The following is a 19,969-nucleotide window of genomic DNA, read 5'->3' on the forward strand; positions in this document are numbered from 1 at the left end:
GAGTGCTGCGCAGGGGACGGGAGACCCGCTCGGCGGGGTACGAGCTGCGGGCTCCGGAGCCGCATGTCTCGGGCGCGAAACCGCCGGAAATCCCGGCCGACCTGGTGCCGAAGCACGTCGCGCTCGTCATGGACGGCAACGGCCGCTGGGCCAACCAGCGCGGCCTGCCGCGGATCGAGGGCCACAAGCGCGGCGAGGCCGTGATGATCGACGTCGCGAGCGGCGCGGTCGAGATCGGCGTGAAGTGGCTGTCGGTGTACGCGTTCTCCACGGAGAACTGGAAGCGCAGCCCCGAGGAAGTGCGGTTCCTGATGGGCTTCAACCGCGACACCATCCGCCGCCAGGTCGACTACCTCGGTTCGATCGGCGTGCGCATCCGCTGGGCCGGGCGGCGGCCGAAGCTGTGGGCCAGCGTGATCAAGGAACTGCAGATCGCCGAAGAGAAGACCAAGAACAACACCAAGCTCAACATGACCATGTGCGTCAACTACGGCGGCCGCGCCGAACTCGGCGACGCGATGCGCCGGATCGGCCAGGACGTCGCGGCGGGGAAGATCAACCCGGACAAGATCGACGAGCGCACCATCGGGAAGTACCTGTACCAGCCGGAAATGCCGGACGTCGACCTGTTCCTCCGCCCGTCGGGGGAGCAGCGGACGTCGAACTTCCTGGTGTGGCAATCGGCGTACGCGGAGATGGTCTACCAGGACACGCTGTTCCCGGATTTCGACCGGACGCACCTGTGGCAGGCGTGCCTCGACTTCGCCAAGCGCGACCGCCGGTTCGGCGGCGCGGTGGACCAGGCAGGGAGCACGAAATGAGCACCGCGGAAGCCGCCGAGACCGGAGCGCTGCTCACCCGGGCGCGCGAGGCGCTGGAGCGTTACCTGGAAGTCCATGTCGACGACGACGGCGCGATCACGTTTTCTCATGCGGACGTCCCGTGCGTCATCCAGGCCACCCGCCTCGCCGACGGCCTGACGGTCCTCAGCCTGACCTGCGTGGTGGCCTGGGATCTGCCCGACGACCCGGCCCTGGCGGTCGCGGTCGCGGAGCGGGCCGGGCAGGGGCTGTTCGGGACGTTGGGCGTCGGCCACACCGAGCGCGGGGTGGACGTGACGCTGCGGTACGCGTTCCCGGCGGAGGGGATGGACCCGTCGCCGCTGGGGACGTTGCTGATGCTGGTGGTTTCCACCGCTTCGCAGCTGCGGACGGAGTTGCCTGGGGTCGAGGCCTGAGGCGGTTTCTGTCTGGGGAGCGCCGTGTTGCCTGCTTGGTTGTCTGCTTGGCGCGGAGTCCTGAGCCGGGTTTCTGTCTGAGCGCTGGAGTGTTGCCTGCGCGGTCTTCGCTGTCCCCGCTGTCTCGCGGCTGTTCGCTGCGTTGATCGACTTCGCTCGTGAGCGTCGCTGATCCCTCGCTGGTGAATCTCCTTGGCCGAACCACGTTTCGAGTCCTGGTTCGACTTGGCTGCGCGGAGGTCGCTGATGCCTCGCCTGCGTTTGCTTCTCCCGCATCGCGGATCTCTCTGGCCGGGTTGAGTTTCGCGATTCGTTGAGTCCGCTGCTGGCTGGTTGTCTGCTGGCTGGCGGCGGACCTTGGTCCGGCTCCGCGTTGAGCCCCGCCGTTGGCTTGCCGTCTGCTGGTTCGCGGCCGAGTTTGGTTCGGGCTTCGGGCTGAGTGTCGCGATTTCGTTGAGCCAGCCGTTGGCTTGCCGTCTGCTAGTTCGCGGCCGACTTTGGTACCGGCTCCGGGTTGAGTTTCGCGACTGGTTGAGCCCGCCGTTGGCTCGTCGTCTGCTAGTTCGCGGCGGACCTTGGTTCCGGCTCCGCGCTGAGTCCCCAGCCCTGCCACTAGCCCGAAGTGTCGCTTCGCTGCCGACTTTCCCCGCGCAGGCAGTTTCGCTTCGTGCCCCGTTCCGTATTCCCCTTCGCTGCCAACCCCTTCCGTCCAAACCACACCACCCGCCCCCGAGCCCCTCCCTCCCCGCGCCGCCCGCCCGATTCCGCCCCTTCCTCCCTCCCAATCGGGTGACATTCACGCAAAACCGGCGCGAGGGGACCCCTCGCGACCCCGGCGGCTGGGGTTCTGTCGGACCCGGCTGGCATCATCGCCTTCGTGGAAACCCTTTCCAACAACGCCGCCGAGGAGCGCCCCCGCACGCGGCGGTTCCGAATCAGCTCCATCGAGATCCTGTGCGCCGTATTGCTCGTGGCTGTCCTCGCGCAAAGCAAGCTCCAGGACCTCTTCGACGTGCCCGCGCTGCGCACCGGGTCCACCGTCTTCGTCGCGGTGTGCGTGCAAGCGCTGCCGTTTCTCGTGCTCGGCGTGCTGATCAGCGGCGCCATCGCCGCCTTCGTGCCCGCCCGCGCGCTGGAACGGGTGCTGCCGAAGAGAGCGTCGGCCGCGGTCGGCGTCGCCGGGCTGGCCGGAGTCGCTCTGCCCGGCTGCGAATGCGCGTCGGTTCCCGTGGCGCGCCGGTTGATCGGCCAAGGCGTCGCGCCCGCCGCCGCGCTCACCTTCCTGCTCGCCGCGCCCGCGGTGAACCCGGTGGTGCTGGTGGCCACCGCGGTCGCTTTCCCCGGCCGCCCGGAAATGGTGTTCGCGCGGTTCGCCGGCTCGCTCGCCACCGCGATGGTGATGGGCTGGATCTGGGCCCGCTGGGGCAAACTGTCCTGGATCACCGAACGAGCGCTGCGCCGGCTGCCCGACGTCCAACCAGGACAGCGATGGCGCGTCTTCACCGAAACCGCCCGCACCGATCTCGTGGAAGCCGGAGGTTTCCTCGTCCTCGGCGCACTGATTTCCGCTTCCCTCAACGTTCTCGTGCCCGCGAAGTGGTTCGAAGTGTTGTCCGGACAGATCATCGTCGGCGTCGTAGTGATGGCAGTCCTGGCCGTAGTCCTCGCGCTGTGCAGTGAGGCCGATGCCTTCGTCGCCGCTTCCCTCACCGCCGTGCCGTTGCTGCCGAAGCTGGTGTTCCTGGTGGTCGGCCCCGCCGTCGACGTCAAGCTTTTCGCCCTGCAGACAGGAACTTTCGGCCGATCCTTCGCCGCCCGGTTCGCCCCGGTCACCTTCGTGGTGGCGATCGCCTGCGGCACCGTCGCGGGCGTGATCTTCCTCGGAGGAGTCCGATGAGGCGCGAAACCCAAAACGTGCTGCTGATCCTCCTGGGCGGTGCCCTCGTGAAGATCGCGCTCAACGGCGACTACCTGCGCTACGTAAAACCAGCCCAGCAGCCATGGATCATCGCTGGCGGCGCGGTAATGCTGGTGCTAGGCGCGACAGCCATCATCCGCGACATCACGGCCGCGCGCGCCGCGGCAAAAGCGGCCCAAGAATCCGAAACCCCTGACCATCCGGACGCACACGGCCACCACCATCACCCGGCGCGCTCCGCCTGGCTGCTGGTCGTCCCGGTACTGGCGGTATTCCTCGTCGCGCCACCCGCTCTCGGCGCGGATTCGGTCACCCGCACCGAAGCACGCCTGCCCGCCAGCGCCGCGACCACGTCCGCAGCCGCGTTCCCGCCGCTGCCTGCCGGGGCAGTGGTGCCGATGGCGATGAACCAGGTAGTCACGCGTGCGGGCTGGGACGCCAACGGCACCATGAACGGACGCACCGTCGAAGTCTCCGGGTTCGTCGTCCACACCGGAGGCCAAACCTTGTTGGCCCGCCTGGTGATCAGCTGCTGCGCAGCCGACGCGGCCCCCGTCACCGTGCACCTCAAAGGCGGCGACGCCGACCGCTTCCCGAGCGACACCTGGCTGCGCGTCGCTGGCCAAGTCGTCCCGGGCACGGCGACCGAAGCCAACAGCTACACACCGGACCTGGTTCCGGTGACAGTCGAGCGGATCACCGCGCCGAAGGATCCGTATGAATACTGAAAAGAGCGACGCCCCCTTGGACTCGACGTCCTCGGAACGCGGCCCGCCGCGCCCACCCGCCCGGTGCACCTGAGTCTCGCCGACCGATCCCGAAGTGGTTCTGCTTCGAGCGCTCGCTCAAGCCCCCAGCTTGAGACGGCTCCCGAACGGAACCTGACCGCGGTCAGCCCGGAGTTGCTCAGAGTTGCGAAACCCCTGCGGCCAGCCGCCCTCGCAGCGGCCCCGCTTGCCGGAAGCATGCTCCGGACCCTCCGGACCCGTGACGAACCCCGCTCCTCCCAGACTCGAAACGGTTTCGCCGCCGACCCGAGTCGGCTCTGCTGCCCAGCGGCCAGATGCGGCAGCACTGCTAGGCCGAAGGGACCGGCTCGCCAACCAGTCGGCAATCCGGGAGCGTCCCGGACACTGAGCTCGCTGTCCAGGGGACCCGCTCGCGTACTCGATCACCGTGCGAGTTCCGGACCGCTGCGGTGCAGTTCGCCGCCATAGTCGGCAGCAGGCGTGTTCGCCGAGCCGTAGCGTCCCGGCCAGGTGCAGCCGCGGGCCACGACCCGGCCGCAGTCAGCTCGAGTGCTCAGCGCAGGTGCCGGTGATCTCCACGGTGTGGCTGATCTCGGTGAACCCGTGGTCCGCCGCGATTTTCTCCGCCCAGCGTTCCACCGCAGGACCCTCGACCTCCACCGTGCGCCCGCACACGCGGCAGACGAGGTGATGGTGGTGGTGCGACGAGCACCGGCGGTAGATCGCCTCGCCGGAGTCGGTGCGCAGCACGTCGATCTCGCCCGCCTCGGAGAGCGACTGCAGCGTGCGGTAGACGGTGGTCAGGCCGATGCCGTCGCCGCGTTTGCGGAGTTCGTCGTGCAGTTCCTGGGCCGAACGGAAGTCGTCGACGGTGCTGAGCAGGTCGACCACCGCCGCACGCTGCTTCGTGGAACGCCGGCCGGGCACCGGGACCGGCTTGGGGACCGAGGACATCGTCACTTCCCTTCCTGCACGTGGGCGACCGCGTCGACGACGATGTGCGCCAGGTGATCGTCCACCAGCCGGTAGACGACCTCGCGACCGCGCCGCTCGCCCTGCACCACGCCCGCCGTCTTGAGGACGCGCAGGTGCTGGCTGATCAACGGCTGGGCGACGTCGAGTTCGTCCACGAGTTCGTGCACGCACCGGTTCGCCTCCCGCAACTGCAGCACGATAGCGATCCGCACTGGAGCGGCGAGCGCCCGGAGCAATTCGCCCGCGTCGGCGAGCACGCCCGAGGGAAGAACCGCCGGTCCGGAACCGGGGGACCGGCCGACTGAGCCGTCCGCACCGCCCGCGTGGACGCCATCCGCTCCGCCCGCATCGACGGGATGCGGCGGGTCCGCAGTCGGCTCCGCCTGCCCTCCGCCGACAGGCTCGTCCGCACGTTCCGAAGGGGCTCGCCCGGCAGTGGCCGAGCTTGCGGCGTCCGTGCCCGCGTGCTCCGCAGAAGCCTCGTCGGCGGCCAGATGTGCTGTGGTTGCCTCGCCCGCATCTGCGCGGTCCGCCCGGGTCGCGCCACCGCCGCTGGCTGCCGCCGCTGAACTCGCGGCGGCTGCCTCTGCCAGGCCCGCGTGCTGCCCGGCCGGTCCAGAAGTCCCGGCCTTAGCCGACGCGGTCGAGCCCGCTCCGTTCGAACCTGCGCTATTCGAGCCCGCCGAGCCAGCCCTGGCCGAACTCGCGCCCGTTGAGCGCGCCTCGACTGAGCCTGTCGCAGCCGGGCCCTTGCCAGCCGAATCCGCTGAGCCTGTCCCGACCGAACCTGACGAGCCTGCCTCAGCCGAATCGGCCAAGCCTGCGCGGGCCGAGCCCGCCTCAGCCGGACCCGACGAGCCCGTCCCAGCCGAACTCGCCGCAGCCGAGGCCGTGCCAGCCGAGGCCGCGCTAGCCGAATCGGCCGAGCCTGCCCCAGTCGAACCCGACGAGCCCGCCCCGGCCGAACTCGCGCCGGCTGAGGCCGCGCCAGCCGAGTCGGCTGAGCCTGCCTCGACTGAGCCCACCCCAGCCGAGCCCACCCCAGCCGAACCAGCCGCCCCCACGCCCGGAGATCCAGTCCCCAGGCCGTCGGACAGGGCGCTCGAAGGTGCCGACTTCATCGCTGCCTCCACTCGCGTCCCGCCGCCCGCCTCGCCCGCCGTTCCCGACGCGCGGCGACGGCGCGAACCGTGGCCTGGCCGGGGCGGCGTTTCCGAAGCCGGATGTCATTGCCGATAACCGTCGCCGCCATCGTAGTGTTCCCTTCTCCGGGCTCGGTGATCGCCGGGTCGCGAGGGGACTAGCCTTCCGCGTGACCCGATCGGGTGAGTTCGGGAAGATTTGGCTTGTCGGCTTCGCAAGTCGTGGCGGACGGTGCAAGGTTGTCGCGGGGGCGTTTCGTCGCGTCTCGTACAGTGGCGGATCGCTCGGGGTTGCCGGAGGGCAGTGGGGAGACATGACTCGTTTCGTGACGAAGGCCGCGGTGGCGGCCCTGGTGGCACTTCCCGTCCTGGCTCCGGCCGCCGCGGCGCAGACTCCGGCCGGGCAGGCCGTCGACGAGAAGACCGGGCCGGTGTCGTTCGCCAACGTGGCGTCCGTCCGGCTCGGCGGCGACCCGCAGCACGGCGGCGCGCTGATCACCGAGACCCAGCGGTCCCCGCTCACTCCGGGCCAGTCTCAGCTCGGCACGGACCGCGTGGCGGTGCCGAAGGACGCGGGCGAGCGCTCCAGCTTCGGCCCGAACTACGAGATCGACCTCGGCAAGTACGGCGACAGCTCGACCAGCCCGTACCCGGCCGGCATCGCGAGCCGCGACCACCAGGTCGTCGCCGCGCTGCAGACCACCCACGTGCCCACCGCCGTCGCGGAGACGAACTACGCGCTGCGCGATCTCGGCCGCAAGAAGCTCAAGTCGCTCGACAACACGATGCTGGTCCTCGAGGGCGCGCGCAGTTCGGTCGACTGCTCCGGCCCCGGCAAGGCCACCGGCTCCACCACGGCCGCCCGCGTCTGGGTGCGCGGCGAGGACGACGCGCTGAAGCAGGTCGCGATGCCCGCCAACGGGACGCTCAGCGTCACCGGCCTCAAGATGGGCTCGCCCACGAGCGTGCCGCAGAGCGACCCCGGCAAGACCGTCTCCGACGTCGTCGTGTCCCGCGTTTCCGCGTTCGACCAGCTGATCAAGCAGGACGGCTGGCGCTCCGGCGACGTCACCGCGCAGGCGGGCTGGCGCGTCGAGATCACCACGCACGCGCGCGACGCCAAGGACACCAAGCTGAGCGACGTGCAGACCACCATGGTGCTCGGCGGCGTCAGCTGCTCGATCCCGAAGAACTTCGTCGCCGCGGCCGGCAACGGCTCGGGCAGCGGGGGCACGGTGCAGCAGCCGTCGGTGCCCACCGAGGTCCCGGCAGGCTATCTCGGCGCCCAGGCCGCCGCGCCGTCCGACGACCTGCGCCTGCCGCTCGGCTTCGGCCTGCTCGGCGGCGGCCTGCTCTTCGGCGCGGTCGCGATCGTGCTCGGCCGGCGCCGCGCGGCGCGGGTCGTCCGTTCCCGCGGCGAATAGACCATGCCGCGCACCGTGCTGACGGTCGTGTCGGCGGTGATCGCCGTCCTGGCGATCGCGGCCGGCGTGATCGTCCTGACCTGGGTGCCCGCCCCGACCACGGCCGTCGCCGACCCGCCGCCCGGCTCTCTGCCGGGCGAGGACGGCGCGCCCGCCGAACTGCCCTCGGACGGTCAGGCGATCGGCCTGCAGCGCCCCGGCAGCATCCGGCTGCCCGACGGCTCCGAGGCCCGGCTGAAGCGCACCGAGATCACCCAGAAAGGCATCCTGCCGATCCCGCGCGGCCTCAGCGACGCCGCGTGGTGGGGTGCCCGCCTCGGTGCGGCCCAGGGCGCGGCGGTGCTGTCCGGACACGTCAACTGGGCCGGCGCGAAGGGACCCTTCGACGACCTCTGGCGCGTCCACACCGGCGACAACGTCAGCATCGTCGACGCCTCCGGAGGCCGCTGGCTCTACCGCGTCACCGGCGCGACCACGATCCCGAAGGAACAGTTGCCTGCGCAGGCCCCCGGCTGGTTCGCCCAGACCGGCCCGCACCGCCTGGTCCTGGTCACCTGCGGCGGCGACTACGTCGGCGGCACCGAGGGCTACGACGAGAACCGGATCGTCACGGCGGACCTGGTCTCCCGTCCGGACTGAGCCGGTCGGCTCGCGCCATTCAGGGCTGGAACGGCTCGTTGAGCTTTGGACACCGGCCGCGTGACGGGTCCCCTCATCCGAAAACGCGAGCACCAAGGCCGCGAAAGAGCCCGCCACCGCGGCGAAAATCCGTGCAACCCCTTCGCCGCCCCACCGCATGTCTCCCCGGAGAAACCTCCAGACCAGGGAGCACGATGCAGGGGACACAGGCCCAACCAGCACGCAAACGCGGCGCACTGATCGTCGCAGCGGCCGTCGTAGTCGTGGCAGCCGTCATCGCCGCGGTGCTGATCTTCTTCACCGGCAACGACAACGTGGCGCAGCCGCCGCAGCAGACCGGCACCGCACAGGCCGGCACCGGCGAGTCCGGAAACAGCCAGGCCGGAAACACCCAGCCGGACCCAGGGCAGACCCCCGGCACCGTCAAGCTGCCCGGCGGCGGTCAGGCGAAGCTGATTGCCGAGGAAGTCGGCGCCGACGGCGCGCTGCCGATCCCGAAGAGCCTCGCCGAAGCGGCCTGGTGGGGATCCGGCCTCGGGGCCGCCCGTGGCGTCACGCTGCTGTCCGGGCACGTCAACTGGGCAGGCAAGTCGGGGCCGTTCCAGGAGCTCTGGAAGATGAAGGCGGGCCAGGTCGTCACCGTCACCGACACCGCGGGCAAGCAGTGGGAGTACAAGATCGACGAGGCGCGCACGATCCACAAATCGGACCTCGCCGCGGAATCCGCGAAACTCTTCGACCCCGACGGCCCGCACCGGCTGGTGCTCGTCACGTGCGGCGGCGACTACGTCGGCGGCCAGGAGGGCTACGACGACAACCGGGTCGTGACGGCCTCCCCGGTCACCCGTTCGTGACCTCCGACCTGCGCGGAGGCTCCGGGGACCGGCCGGATACGCTGGACCTTCCGATAACTGTCCCCGCATGCGTCCGGAGCGTGGAGTGCCCGCCAACAAAATCGAAACCGTCGTCAGCCTGTGCAAGCACCGTGGCTTCGTCTTCCCGTCGGGAGACATCTACGGCGGCACCAAGTCGGCGTGGGACTACGGGCCGCTCGGCGTTGAGCTGAAGGACAACATCAAGCGCCAGTGGTGGAAGACCGTCGTGCAGAGCCGCGAAGACGTCGTCGGCATCGACTCGTCGGTGATCCTGCCGCGCCAGGTCTGGGTCGCCTCGGGCCACGTGAACGTGTTCACCGACCCGCTGATCGAATGCCTTTCGTGCCACAAGCGGTTCCGCGCCGACCAGCTCGCCGAGGACTTCGAGGCGCGCACCGGCAAGGCGACCACCGAGGACGACCTGTCCGAGGTGCCGTGCCCGAACTGCGGCACCCGCGGCAAGTACACCGAGCCGCGCGACTTCAACATGATGCTGAAGACGCACCTCGGCCCGGTCGAGTCCGAGGAAGGCCTGCACTATCTCCGGCCGGAGACCGCGCAGGGCATCTTCGTGAACTTCCTCAACGTGCAGAAGGCCTCGCGCAAGAAGCCGCCGTTCGGCATCGGCCAGATCGGCAAGTCCTTCCGCAACGAGATCACGCCGGGCAACTTCATCTTCCGCACCCGCGAGTTCGAGCAGATGGAGATGGAGTTCTTCGTCGAGCCGGGCGACGACGAGCAGTGGCACCAGTACTGGATCGACGCGCGCACCGACTGGTACAAGGACCTCGGCATCAAGGCCGAGAACCTGCGCCACTTCGAGCACCCGAAGGAAAAGCTCTCGCACTACGCGAAGCGCACCGTCGACATCGAGTACCGGTTCGCGTTCAACGCGGGCCAGGAGTGGGGCGAGCTGGAAGGCATCGCCAACCGCACCGACTTCGACCTGACCACGCACTCGAACCACTCGGGCGTGGACCTGTCGTTCTTCGACCAGGCTTCGGGCCAGCGCTACCGGCCGTTCGTGATCGAGCCCGCCGCGGGTGTAGGCCGTTCGATGATGGCGTTCCTGGTCGACGCGTACGACGAGGAAGAGGTGCCGAACGCCAAGGGCGGCACCGACAAGCGCACCGTGCTGCACCTCGACCCGCGGCTCGCGCCGTTCAAAGCCGCGGTGCTGCCGCTGTCGCGCAACGCCGACCTGTCGCCGAAGGCGCGCGACCTGGCCGCGCGGCTGCGCAAGCACTGGAACGTCGACTTCGACGACGCCCAGGCGATCGGCCGCCGGTACCGCCGCCAGGACGAGATCGGCACGCCGTACTGCGTCACGGTCGACTTCGACACCCTCGAGGACAACGCGGTGACGGTGCGCGAGCGCGACAGCATGAGCCAGGAGCGCATCTCGATCGACCAGGTCGAGTCGTACCTGGCCGGTCGTCTGCTCGGCTGCTGACCGACGCGAAAACCCTTCCGGACGGCCCTTTCCCGCACAACGGGGGAGGGCCGTCCGGCATTTCACCCCCGCCACCCCTGACACTTGTCACGGTCGGGTCGTGACGCTCGGCCTGCGTACCAGCCGCCTCGGCGCGGCACGCTTCAAGCCATGGACAACACACAGGCAATCGCGGCGGGGGCGGCGATCCGGCTGGGCGGGATCGAGAAGCGCTACGGTGACGTGCGCGCGGTCAAGCACGTCGACCTGACCATCGCGCCGGGGGAAGTGGTGGCGCTGCTCGGACCCAACGGGGCGGGCAAATCGACCACCGTCGACATGATTCTGGGGCTCACCAAACCCGACGAGGGCACTGTTTCGGTATTCGGCCAGACGCCCGCCGACGCGGTGCGCACCGGGATGATCGGCGCGATGCTGCAGGGCGGCACGCTGCTGGACGACCTGACCGTGCGCGAAACCGTCGGTCTCGTCGCGAAACTGCACCGCCGTCCGATGCCGGTGCGCGACGCGCTGCGCAGCGCCGGCGTCGAGGACATCGCCGACCGGCGGGCCAACAAGCTTTCCGGCGGGCAGAAGCAGCGCGTGCGGTTCGCGGTCGCGCTGGTGTCCGATCCCGATCTGCTCGTGCTCGACGAGCCGACCGCGGCGATGGACGTCGGCAGCAGGCGCGAGTTCTGGAAGTCGATGTACTCCTTCACTGATACCGGCCGCACCGTGCTCTTCGCGACCCATTACCTCGAAGAGGCGGAAGAATTCGCCGACCGGGTGGTGCTGATGCGGGCCGGGGAGGTCGTCGCCGACGGGTCTGTCGCGGAGGTCCGCGCGCTGGCCGGCGGCCGCACCATTCGCGCGGTGCTTCCGGCCGGGGTCAGCGACCAGCTCGTTTCGACGCTGCCCGCGGTCACGTCCTTCGAACTGCGCGGCGAACGCGTCGCACTGTCCAGTTCGGACTCCGACACCACCTTGCGCGCGCTGCTCGCCGCCGTCCCGGCCGTGCACGACATCGAGATCGGCGCGGTCGGCCTCGAAGGCGCGTTCCTTTCCCTGACCTCCGACGAAACGGAAGAAGCAGTCCGATGAACCCCGCCTACCTGGTCGTCGAAACCCGCAGGCTGTTCCGCTCGCCGCGGTTCCTGATCTTCGTCGTGGCCTTCCCGGTCATCATGTTCCTGTTGCAGGCCACGGTGTTCACCGACAAATCCGCGCCGGACCACGTCGCGGTCGCGGGCGTGATCATGGTCAACATGATGACGTTCGGCACCTTCGCCGCGGCCACCACGAACGGCGCCCGGCTCGCGATCGAGCGGGCGGGCGGCTGGCAGCGGCAGCTGCGGCTGACCCCGCTGTCGGGCGCGGGCTACCTCGGCGGCAAAGCGCTTTCCGGGATGCTCGCCGGGCTGCCCGCGCTGATCCTGGTCCCGGCCATCGCGGCCTTCTCCCAGGGCGTGCACCTCGACCCGGCGGGCTGGCTGCGCGTCTTCCTCGGCGTTTTCCTCGGCACCATCCCGCTGGTGCTGCTCGGACTGCTGCTGGGCCAGTTCGGCACGCCGGAGTCGATGCAGCCGATCAGCATGATCGTCACCCTCGGCATGGGTTTCCTCGGCGGGCTCTGGATCCCGCTGGAGGGCATGCCGTCCTGGATGCACGACGTCGCGCAGATCATGCCGACCTACTGGGTCCTCGGACTGGCCCGGCCCGCAGTGACGAATCAGCTGCTCGTGAGCTTGCCGACGGCGATCGGCGTGCTGGGCGCGTGGACGCTGGCGCTCGGGATTGTCGTGGTCAGGCGATACCGTAAGGACAGCGCTCGGGTTTGACCGGGCGGGGAGGGGACAGGAACGTGTGGCCACTGGGCCGAGAGGCGGCGACTGGGGCGCCGGCCCCGCGCCGGTACGCGCTCAACGACAAGGCAGCGTGGTGGGACGACCCGCTGCCGGAAGGGCGGCGCGGGCCGACCAAGCCGGGCTGGGCGATCTTCTCGGCGGCGTTCCTGCTGCCCTTCCTGATCCCGGCGACCCGCGGACTGGTCGTGGACTCCGGGCCGCTGTGGGTCCGGATCCTGCTCGGCGTGCTGGTCTACTCCTACGGTGCCTGCTACGCGGTGTTCCCCGCCGTCTTCGGCAAGTCCCGGCGGGTGAAGCTCTGGTTCGGCGGGGTCATGCTGGTGCTGGGCCTGGCGTGTGCGCTCGCCACCGACGCCAACCCGTACGTCCTGCTCTATGCCACCGCCACGCTTGCCTTCCTGTTCCCGGCCGCGTGGTCGGTGATCTTCAACGGAACGGCGATGGGCCTGCTGGTGCTGGTCCTGTGGCTGCGCGGGGATCTGTCCGAGCACGTCTCCGACGTGATCACGGTCGTCTCGGTCACGTCGGCGATGTTCTTCATGTCCAACCTGATCCGGGCGATCCGGCGGCTGGAGCTGGCGAACAAGGAAATCGCGACGCTCGCGGTCGCCAGCGAACGCGAGCGGGTCGCCCGGGATCTGCACGATCTGCTCGGGCACAGTCTCACCACGATCACGGTGAAGTCCGGGCTGGCGCGAAGGGTATTGGAAAGCTCCGGCGACATCGGCCGGGCGATGCAGGAGATCCGCGAGGTCGAGGGGCTGAGCCGTTCGGCGCTGTCGGATGTGCGCGCGACGGTGACGGAGTACCGGGAGGTGTCGCTGGCCGCGGAGATCGCCGGGGCGCGGGCGGCGTTGCGCGCGGCGGAGATCGACGCCGAGCTGCCGCACGCGGTGGACAACGTGCGCGCGGAGTTGCACAGCACGTTCGGGTACGTGCTGCGCGAGGCGATCACCAACGTGCTGCGGCATTCCGGCGCGAAGTCGGTGAAGGTGCGGCTGGGCAGCGACTGGATGGAGATCGAGGACAACGGCTGCGCCACGGGGGAGGTCACGCCGGGCAACGGGTTGCGGGGATTGTCCGAACGGCTGGCCGCGATCGGGGGCACGGTGACGACGCGGGTGCGGCCGGGGGGAGGATGGGTCGTCCGGGCCGAGGTCCCGGAGCCGAGCCCGGACGGATCCGCCGTCGCGGTGCGGGCCGAACCCGCTGGAGGACTGGCGTGATCCGGGTGCTGCTGGCCGACGACCAGGCGATGGTGCGCGGGGCGCTGGCCACCGTGCTCGGCCTGGAAGCCGACATCGAGGTCGTGGGCCAGGTCGGCAACGGCGACGAGGTGGTGGCCGCGGCGAAGGAAACGGCGCCGGACGTCGCGCTGCTCGACGTGCAGATGCCCGGCATGGACGGCCTCACCGCGGCGGCCGAGCTGAAAACCGCGCTGCCGGCGTGCCGGGTGATCATCTGCACGACGTTCGGCCGCCCCGGCTACCTGGCCCGGGCGATGGCGGCGGGCGCGGCCGGGTTCGTGGTGAAGGACGCGCCGCCGGAACAGCTCGTCGAGGCGGTGCGTCGAGTCCACAGTGGACTGCGAGTGGTCGACCCGGCGCTGGCCGCGGAATCGCTCGCCACCGGGACGAGTCCGCTGACTGCCCGGGAACGCGACGTGCTCAGCGCGGCGAAGGACGGAAGTACGGTGGCGGATATCGCGAAGTCCCTTTTCCTGTCCGACGGAACGGTGCGCAACCATCTGTCGTCGGCGATCGGGAAGACGGGCGCGCGCACCCGGGCGGAGGCGGTGCGGTTGTCGGAGGAACGCGGCTGGCTTTAGGGGCGCGCGGTTTCCCGGCGAGAACCTCGGTGCGGCATGGGGTGTGCGGCCGCGCCGAAAGCCGCGCTGAGTGCCGTAAACGCCCCAGGAACGCCCCAGCGCCGCGTCGAGTGCGTTGGACACGCCAAAGGCCGCATTGGCGCGCGAACGCGTCGAAGGCGTGACGGGCGTAGGAGATGCACCCAGAACCGCGCGGTCTCGGGACCCACTCAGAGTGGCATCGGGGCGCCTTCCCGGCACCCGGGAGCGGTTCTGCGAGGATGTCCGCCATGGATGCGTGGACTGGTCCCACCGCGGGAAACTGGGTGCGCCGCATCGTTTTCGGTGCGGTGCTGGCCCTCGTCGCGGTCGTCGGCGGCACCGCGTTCCGCGTGTGGCAGGTCGCGCGCGAGAACGACCGGACGCCGGCGGACGCGATCGTCGTGCTGGGTGCCGCGCAGTACAACGGCAAGCCTTCCGAAATCTTCACCGCACGGCTGGAGAAGGCGCGTCAGCTGTACGCCGAGGGCGTCTCGAAGACAGTCATCACCGCTGGCGGCAAGAAGACCCGCGACAACTTCACCGAGGCGACGGCGGGTGCGCGGTGGCTGACCAAACACGGCGTGCCGCAAGCCGCGACGTTGCCGGTCGGCGAGGGCAATGACACCTTGCGCAGCCTCCGCGCGGTAGCCGATCAGGTGAAGGCGCACGGCTGGCGTTCGGTGGTGCTGGTCAGCGATCCGTGGCATTCCTACCGGTCGCGGACGATGTCCGAGGACCTCGGCCTGGAGGCCTGGACCGCGCCGACGCACAGCGGGCCGATCGTGCAGGAGCGGTCGACGCAGGTCCGCTACATCTTCCGCGAAACCGGCGCGCTGCTGTTCTACGAGCTGACCAAGTCGCCCGCGGACGACCTGTTCGGCACGACGATGGGCTGAATTGTCGGTCCCCGCGCCTAAGCTGACGGGGTGAGTGACGGCTACCGCGAGCACGACCGCGCCCGCGTGCTGGCCGAGGAACCCAAGGGCGCGGCGCTGTCCGGCGCGCGGCCGGACGGGCGCAGCGCGTTCGCCCGCGACCGCGCGCGGGTGCTGCATTCCGCCGCGCTGCGCAGGCTGGCGGGCAAAACCCAGGTGGTCGGCCCTGGCGAGGGCGCGGAGGTCAGCGGCGCGCCGCGGACCCGGCTCACGCATTCGCTGGAGGTCGCGCAGATCGGCCGCGGCATCGCCGAGGAACTGGGCGCGGACCCGGATCTGGTCGACACCGCGGGGCTGGCGCACGACATCGGGCACCCGCCGTTCGGCCACAACGGCGAACGCGCGCTCGACCAGGCGGCGCAGGCGTGCGGCGGGTTCGAGGGCAACGCGCAGACGCTGCGCATCCTCACGAGGCTGGAGCCCAAGGCGGTCGGCCCGGACGGCGCGACGGCCGGGCTGAACCTCACCCGGGCGTGTCTCGACGCCGCCACGAAATACCCGTGGCCGCGCCGGTCCGGAGAGCCGAAATACGGCGTGTACCCGGACGACACGACGGTGTTCGGCTGGATCCGCGAGGGCGCGCCGGGCCTTCGCCGGTGCCTGGAAGCGCAGATCATGGACTGGGCGGACGACGTGGCCTACTCGGTGCACGACGTCGAGGACGGGGTGCTGGCCGGGCGGATCCGGTTGCGGCTGCTGGCCGATCCGGAGGAACGCGCGGCGGTCGCCGAGGCCGCTTCCCGGCATTTCTCCACGCTGTCGGTGTCCACTTTGGAGGGTGCGGCGAAGGAACTGCTCGACCTGCCGGTGGTCGCCGAGCTGGTGCGCGCGGAGCCGGACGGTTCGCTGCGCGCCCAGGTCGCGCTCAAACGGCTCACCAGCGAACTCGTCGGCCGGTTCGCCTCGGCCGCGGTCACCGGCACCCGGGCCGGCTACGGCGAGGGCCCGCTCACCCGGTACGCGGCGCGGCTCGCGGTGCCGGAGCAGGTCGGGGCGGAGGTGGCGCTGCTCAAGGCGCTGGCGCTGCGGTACGTGATGAGCGACCGGCGCAGGTTGGCGATGCAGGACGGGCAGCGCGAGCTGATCACCGAGCTGGTGGCCGCGCTGTGCCGGCGCGCGCCCGAGGCGTTGGACCCGCTCCTGGCGCCGGCGTGGGACGCGGCATCGGACGACGCGGCCCGGTTGCGGGTGGTGGTGGACCAGGTGGCGTCGCTCACCGACGCGCAGGCCTACGAATGGCATCGATGGCACACCGGACGGCACGGAACGGCGCCGCCTGCCGAACCGTGAGCCGCGGAACCACCCGTTCCGGTACGGTCGCCGCATGGCCCTGGACAGCCACCTCACCTTCACCCTGGCGTTGCACGGTGCGACCGCGCCCCCGGGAACCGACGCGTGCCTCTCGCCCTACTCGGCGGCGAGCGCGCTCGGTCTAGCCGAACAGGCCGCGCGCGGACGCACCGCGGAAGAACTGGCCGCCGTGCTCGGCCGTGACCAAAGCGGGCTGCTCCACGCCGCGGCCGAGCTGGGCGACAAGGCCCAGCTGGCTGTCGCGAACACGCTCTGGGCCTCGGACCTGATCACGGTCGAGGACAGCTTCCAGGCCGAGCTCGTGCGCTGGCCCGGCGGCAAAGCCGAGACCGCGCCGTTCGCGACCGACCCCGAGGGCTCGCGCGAGCGGATCAACGCCGACGTGGACCAGACCACTCACGGGCTGATCCCGGAGCTGCTGCCCGAAGGCGCGATCCATCCGGACACACGTGCCAGCCTGGTCAACGCGCTCTACCTGAAAACCGCCTGGCGGCACCCCTTCCCGGAGCACGCCACCGCGGACAAGGACTTCCACACCCCCGACGGCGTACGCCAGGTGCCGACGATGCACTTGGACGAATCCGTCGGCTACGCGCACGAAAACGGCTGGCAGGTCGTCCGGCTGACGGCCGAGGGCGGCGTCGAGACGGTGATCCTCCTGCCGGACGGCGACCTCGACAGCGCCGAAGCAGAGCTAGACACGCAAGCGTTGCGCGGGCTGCTGGAAAGCCCGAAGCAGCAGAAGATCCAGCTCTCACTGCCCAAGATCTCCCTCGACGCGCGCGCGGACCTCGAACGGGCGTTGCAGGGCCTCGGCGTCCGCGAGCTGTTCACCGACGACGCGGACCTCACCGGCCTCACGCCGGACCGTCCGCTGTGGGTGGACAGCATCCTGCACCAGGCCGTGCTGCGCCTGGACGAACAAGGCCTCGAAGGCGCCGCCGCCACCGCGATCCAGATGCGCACTCTGTCGCTCATCTCCGGCGACCCGCTCGAAGTCCGGGTCGACCGGCCGTTCCTGCTGCTGGTGCGCCACGCCGAAACCGGCGCGGTGTACTTCTTGGCCCGGGTGGTGCGCCCCGCGTGAGCGTGTTCCGGCCCGAAGCAAACCCCGAAGCGAAACCCGAAGCACCGCCTCGCGAACCCGGCGCCACCGCGGTCACCGCCGCCGAACCGCAGATGCGCCGGTCCTGGGCCGACGCCGGGATCATCGGCGCGTACCTGGCGTTCTCGGTGCTGCTGTTCGGCGGCCTGTGGGCCGACCTCGGCCAGGGCTACCTGTGGAACAGCGCGTCGGACCAGAACCTGTGGGAATGGTTCTTCGCGGTCACCGCGAAATCGGTGCAGCACCTGGAAAACCCGCTCACCAGCGGACTGCAGAACTACCCGCTCGGCGTGAACATGATGGCCAACACGGCCATGCTGGGCCTGGGCATCCCGCTCACCCCGATCACGCTCGTGTTCGGCCCGACGGCCACCTGGGCGATCGCGCTCACCGGCAGCCTCGCCGGCAGCGCGGCGGCCTGGTACTGGGTGTTCTCGCGGCATCTCGTGCGGCACCGGGTGTCCGCGGCGATCGGCGGCGCGTTCGCCGGATTCGCGCCGCCGATGATCTCGCACGCCAACGCGCATCCGAACTTCGTCGCGTGGTTCCTGCTGCCGTTCATCGCGCTCAAGGTGATCCAGCTGGCGCAGGGCAACCGCCCGGTGCGCAACGGGATCTGGCTCGGTGTGCTCACCGCGTACCAGATTTTCCTCGGCGAAGAGCCGCTGTTGATCTTCGCGCTCGGCTTCCTGATCTTCGCGGTCTCCTACTGCGCTTCGCGGCGTCGCGAGATCAAGGCGATGGTGCGGCCGGTGCTGCTCGGCGGCGGCATCGCGGTGGTGCTGACGCTGGTGGTCGTCGCGTTCCCGTTGTGGTGGCAGTTCTTCGGCCCGGACAGCTACACCGGGCTGGAACACGGCCAGGTCGGCAACGACACCGCCGCGATGACCCGGTTCGCGACGCAGTCGGTGTCCGGGCAGCCGGAGGCGGCGGCCGCGGTGTCGCTGAACCGCACTGAGGAGAACGCGTTCTTCGGCTGGCCGCTGATCGTGCTGATGGTCGTGATCACGGCGTGGCTGTGGCGCGAGGTCGTGGCGCGGTCGCTGGCGATCTCGATGTTCCTGATGGCCTGGCTTTCGCTCGGCTCCGAGATCACCGTGCTGCACGAGAACACCGGCGTGCCCGGTCCGTGGAAGCTGCTGGCGGACCTGCCGTTGTTCGAATCGCTGCTGGAATCGCGGCTGGCCATGGCGTGCGTGCCCGCGATCGGCGCGCTGCTCGCGATCGCGACTGATCGCGTGTTCGCCGCGGCCGGAAAGGGCGAGCTGAAGCTGCCGGTGCGGCTGATCTGGATCGGCGCGGTCGCGGCCGTGCTGCTGCCGATCGCGCCGACCCAGCTGCTCGTGCAGAAACGCCCGCCGACGCCCGCGTTCTTCGCCGACGGCACCTGGCAGATGTACGTCGCGCCCGGCGGGACCGTCGTGCCGGTGCCGCTGCCGAGCTCGGGTGAGTCGGAGCCGCTGCACTGGCAGATGGACGCCGGCCTGCAGTACGCGATGCCCGAGGGCTACTTCGTCGGTCCGCAGGGCCCGGACGACAAACGCGGCCGCTACGGCTCCTACCAGCGGCCGACCTCGACGCTGTTCGACCGGGTCCGCGACTCCAAACAGGCGCAGGAGGTCACCGACGCCGACCGGAACCAGGCGATCGAGGACCTGCGCTACTGGAACGCCAGCGTGCTCGTGCTGATCCCGCGCGAGCACAGCGACGCCTACCGCGCCACCGTCGACCTTCTGCTGCGCAAACCCGGGCAGTACGTGGACGGCGTGTGGGTCTGGGATGTGCGCCCGATCACCGGTCACCGCTGACGCTGTCACATCTCGCGCGGCTGTCCCGTTCCTCCCTCGAACCACTCAGAAGGAGGACCCGACATGCCTCGTATCCCGGTCAAACGAGCCACGGACAGCGGCCCGGTGCTGAAGCTCTTCTACCGGATCGCCGGGAAGCGATACGGCGCGGTGCCGGAGCCGATGGCCGTCGTGGCGCACCACCGCGGGCTGCTGCGGACCAGCATCGCGCACGAACTGATGGCGGAGAAAGCGTCGAAGCACCTGCCCGCCAATGTGCGGGAACTGGCCGTGTACCGCGTCGCGACGCAGATCGGCTGCTCGTGGTGCGTCGACTTCGGCACCATGCTGCAGCGGCACGACGGCCTCGACATCGACCGGCTCAAGCACATCGACGAGTACGCGACGTCGCCGCTGTTCACCCGCCAGGAGCGGCTGGCGCTCGCGCTCGCGGACGCGATGTCCGGCCCGGCCGTCACGGTCACCGACGAGCAGATCGCCGAGCTGGTGGCCGAATTCGGCGAGAAGGGCGTGGTCGAGCTGACCTATCAGATCGGCCTGGAGAACTCGCGGGCGCGGATGAACAGCGCGCTCGGCATCGTCGACCAGGGCTTCACCTCGGGCGACGCCTGCCGAGTCCCGATCCCGTGACCCCGGGAGGTCCGTGAAGGGCTCCTTGAGGGACTAAGGATAGACAAAAGGTAGCCACAACACCCACGACACCGC

18 protein-coding genes and 1 pseudogene are annotated in these 19,969 nt (G+C 70.2%); 17 read left to right on the top strand and 2 right to left on the bottom strand.

What is annotated here, in order from left to right; translation table 11 throughout:
- The first annotated feature begins 2 nt into the window (after positions 1–2).
- The 4 genes from ACFXI3_RS04195 (at position 3) to ACFXI3_RS04210 (ending at position 3,883) form a co-directional block, all read left to right on the top strand.
- Positions 3–821, top strand: a complete 819-nt coding sequence (locus ACFXI3_RS04195; RefSeq protein ID WP_344283983.1) for an isoprenyl transferase — start codon at positions 3–5, stop codon at positions 819–821.
- The gene (locus tag ACFXI3_RS04200; protein ID WP_037813576.1) at positions 818–1,237 is read left to right on the top strand and encodes a YbjN domain-containing protein; all 420 of its coding nucleotides are present in this window, start codon (positions 818–820) and stop codon (positions 1,235–1,237) included. The genes ACFXI3_RS04195 and ACFXI3_RS04200 overlap by 4 nt, the downstream gene beginning before the upstream one ends.
- 877 nt (positions 1,238–2,114) lie before the next feature.
- Positions 2,115–3,134, top strand: a complete 1,020-nt coding sequence (locus ACFXI3_RS04205) for a permease (protein ID WP_378397942.1) — start codon at positions 2,115–2,117, stop codon at positions 3,132–3,134.
- The gene (locus ACFXI3_RS04210; protein ID WP_378397944.1) at positions 3,131–3,883 is read left to right on the top strand and encodes a TIGR03943 family putative permease subunit; all 753 of its coding nucleotides are present in this window, start codon (positions 3,131–3,133) and stop codon (positions 3,881–3,883) included. The genes ACFXI3_RS04205 and ACFXI3_RS04210 overlap by 4 nt, the downstream gene beginning before the upstream one ends.
- 561 nt (positions 3,884–4,444) lie before the next feature.
- On the opposite strand, the gene ACFXI3_RS04215 is transcribed toward ACFXI3_RS04210, so the two are convergent.
- Both ACFXI3_RS04215 and ACFXI3_RS04220 read right to left on the bottom strand, forming a co-directional pair.
- Entirely contained in the window at positions 4,445–4,858 is a 414-nt protein-coding gene (locus ACFXI3_RS04215) for a Fur family transcriptional regulator (RefSeq protein WP_344283995.1), read from the bottom strand.
- A gap of 2 nt (positions 4,859–4,860) precedes the next feature.
- Positions 4,861–5,139, bottom strand: a pseudogene (locus ACFXI3_RS04220) (ArsR/SmtB family transcription factor); the annotation flags it as partial.
- A gap of 1,196 nt (positions 5,140–6,335) precedes the next feature.
- On the opposite strand from ACFXI3_RS04220, the gene ACFXI3_RS04225 reads away from it, so the two are divergent.
- From ACFXI3_RS04225 to ACFXI3_RS04285, 13 genes are all read left to right on the top strand, one after another.
- Positions 6,336–7,445, top strand: a complete 1,110-nt coding sequence (locus tag ACFXI3_RS04225; RefSeq protein WP_378397946.1) for a hypothetical protein — start codon at positions 6,336–6,338, stop codon at positions 7,443–7,445.
- 3 nt (positions 7,446–7,448) lie between these two features.
- Positions 7,449–8,084: a class F sortase gene (locus tag ACFXI3_RS04230; RefSeq protein WP_378397948.1), complete on the top strand. Its 636-nt coding sequence runs from the start codon at positions 7,449–7,451 to the stop codon at positions 8,082–8,084.
- Between the two features lie 194 nt (positions 8,085–8,278).
- The gene (locus tag ACFXI3_RS04235) at positions 8,279–8,938 is read left to right on the top strand and encodes a class F sortase (RefSeq protein ID WP_378397950.1); all 660 of its coding nucleotides are present in this window, start codon (positions 8,279–8,281) and stop codon (positions 8,936–8,938) included.
- 85 nt (positions 8,939–9,023) lie between these two features.
- Entirely contained in the window at positions 9,024–10,412 is a 1,389-nt protein-coding gene (locus tag ACFXI3_RS04240) for a glycine--tRNA ligase (RefSeq protein ID WP_344284007.1), read from the top strand.
- 150 nt (positions 10,413–10,562) lie between these two features.
- A complete protein-coding gene (locus ACFXI3_RS04245) occupies positions 10,563–11,492 on the top strand; it encodes an ABC transporter ATP-binding protein (RefSeq protein ID WP_378397952.1) in 930 nt (309 codons plus the stop codon).
- Entirely contained in the window at positions 11,489–12,229 is a 741-nt protein-coding gene (locus ACFXI3_RS04250) for an ABC transporter permease (RefSeq protein ID WP_344284013.1), read from the top strand. Before ACFXI3_RS04245 ends, ACFXI3_RS04250 begins: the two co-directional genes overlap by 4 nt.
- A gap of 23 nt (positions 12,230–12,252) precedes the next feature.
- Complete coding sequence (locus ACFXI3_RS04255) at positions 12,253–13,482, top strand: sensor histidine kinase (protein ID WP_378397954.1); 1,230 nt, start codon at positions 12,253–12,255, stop codon at positions 13,480–13,482.
- Entirely contained in the window at positions 13,479–14,084 is a 606-nt protein-coding gene (locus ACFXI3_RS04260; protein WP_344284019.1) for a response regulator transcription factor, read from the top strand. Before ACFXI3_RS04255 ends, ACFXI3_RS04260 begins: the two co-directional genes overlap by 4 nt.
- Before the next feature lie 269 nt (positions 14,085–14,353).
- Entirely contained in the window at positions 14,354–15,001 is a 648-nt protein-coding gene (locus tag ACFXI3_RS04265) for a YdcF family protein (protein WP_378397956.1), read from the top strand.
- A gap of 30 nt (positions 15,002–15,031) precedes the next feature.
- Positions 15,032–16,330 (top strand): deoxyguanosinetriphosphate triphosphohydrolase, encoded by a 1,299-nt coding sequence (locus tag ACFXI3_RS04270; RefSeq protein ID WP_378397958.1) that lies wholly within the window; start codon positions 15,032–15,034, stop codon positions 16,328–16,330.
- 34 nt (positions 16,331–16,364) lie between these two features.
- Complete coding sequence (locus ACFXI3_RS04275; RefSeq protein WP_378397959.1) at positions 16,365–17,438, top strand: serpin family protein; 1,074 nt, start codon at positions 16,365–16,367, stop codon at positions 17,436–17,438.
- Positions 17,439–17,530: 92 nt separating this feature from the next.
- Positions 17,531–19,264, top strand: a complete 1,734-nt coding sequence (locus ACFXI3_RS04280) for a glycosyl transferase (RefSeq protein WP_378398079.1) — start codon at positions 17,531–17,533, stop codon at positions 19,262–19,264.
- A 63-nt stretch (positions 19,265–19,327) separates the two neighbouring features.
- Complete coding sequence (locus tag ACFXI3_RS04285) at positions 19,328–19,894, top strand: carboxymuconolactone decarboxylase family protein (protein ID WP_344284030.1); 567 nt, start codon at positions 19,328–19,330, stop codon at positions 19,892–19,894.
- Positions 19,895–19,969: the final 75 nt, after the last annotated feature.

This window comes from Amycolatopsis sp. NPDC059235, from assembly GCF_042754125.1.
GTDB classification, from domain to species: Bacteria; Actinomycetota; Actinomycetes; order Mycobacteriales; family Pseudonocardiaceae; genus Amycolatopsis; species Amycolatopsis albidoflava.

Coding starts and splice junctions, on each gene's coding strand:
- ACFXI3_RS04200 (WP_037813576.1), top strand. CDS start 818: ATGAGCACCGCGGAAGCCGCCGAGACCGGAGCGCTGCTCACCCGGGCG.
- ACFXI3_RS04210 (WP_378397944.1), top strand. CDS start 3,131: ATGAGGCGCGAAACCCAAAACGTGCTGCTGATCCTCCTGGGCGGTGCC.
- ACFXI3_RS04215 (WP_344283995.1), bottom strand. CDS start 4,858: ATGTCCTCGGTCCCCAAGCCGGTCCCGGTGCCCGGCCGGCGTTCCACG.
- ACFXI3_RS04225 (WP_378397946.1), top strand. CDS start 6,336: ATGACTCGTTTCGTGACGAAGGCCGCGGTGGCGGCCCTGGTGGCACTT.
- ACFXI3_RS04230 (WP_378397948.1), top strand. CDS start 7,449: ATGCCGCGCACCGTGCTGACGGTCGTGTCGGCGGTGATCGCCGTCCTG.
- ACFXI3_RS04235 (WP_378397950.1), top strand. CDS start 8,279: ATGCAGGGGACACAGGCCCAACCAGCACGCAAACGCGGCGCACTGATC.
- ACFXI3_RS04245 (WP_378397952.1), top strand. CDS start 10,563: ATGGACAACACACAGGCAATCGCGGCGGGGGCGGCGATCCGGCTGGGC.
- ACFXI3_RS04250 (WP_344284013.1), top strand. CDS start 11,489: ATGAACCCCGCCTACCTGGTCGTCGAAACCCGCAGGCTGTTCCGCTCG.
- ACFXI3_RS04265 (WP_378397956.1), top strand. CDS start 14,354: ATGGATGCGTGGACTGGTCCCACCGCGGGAAACTGGGTGCGCCGCATC.
- ACFXI3_RS04275 (WP_378397959.1), top strand. CDS start 16,365: ATGGCCCTGGACAGCCACCTCACCTTCACCCTGGCGTTGCACGGTGCG.
- ACFXI3_RS04280 (WP_378398079.1), top strand. CDS start 17,531: ATGCGCCGGTCCTGGGCCGACGCCGGGATCATCGGCGCGTACCTGGCG.
- ACFXI3_RS04285 (WP_344284030.1), top strand. CDS start 19,328: ATGCCTCGTATCCCGGTCAAACGAGCCACGGACAGCGGCCCGGTGCTG.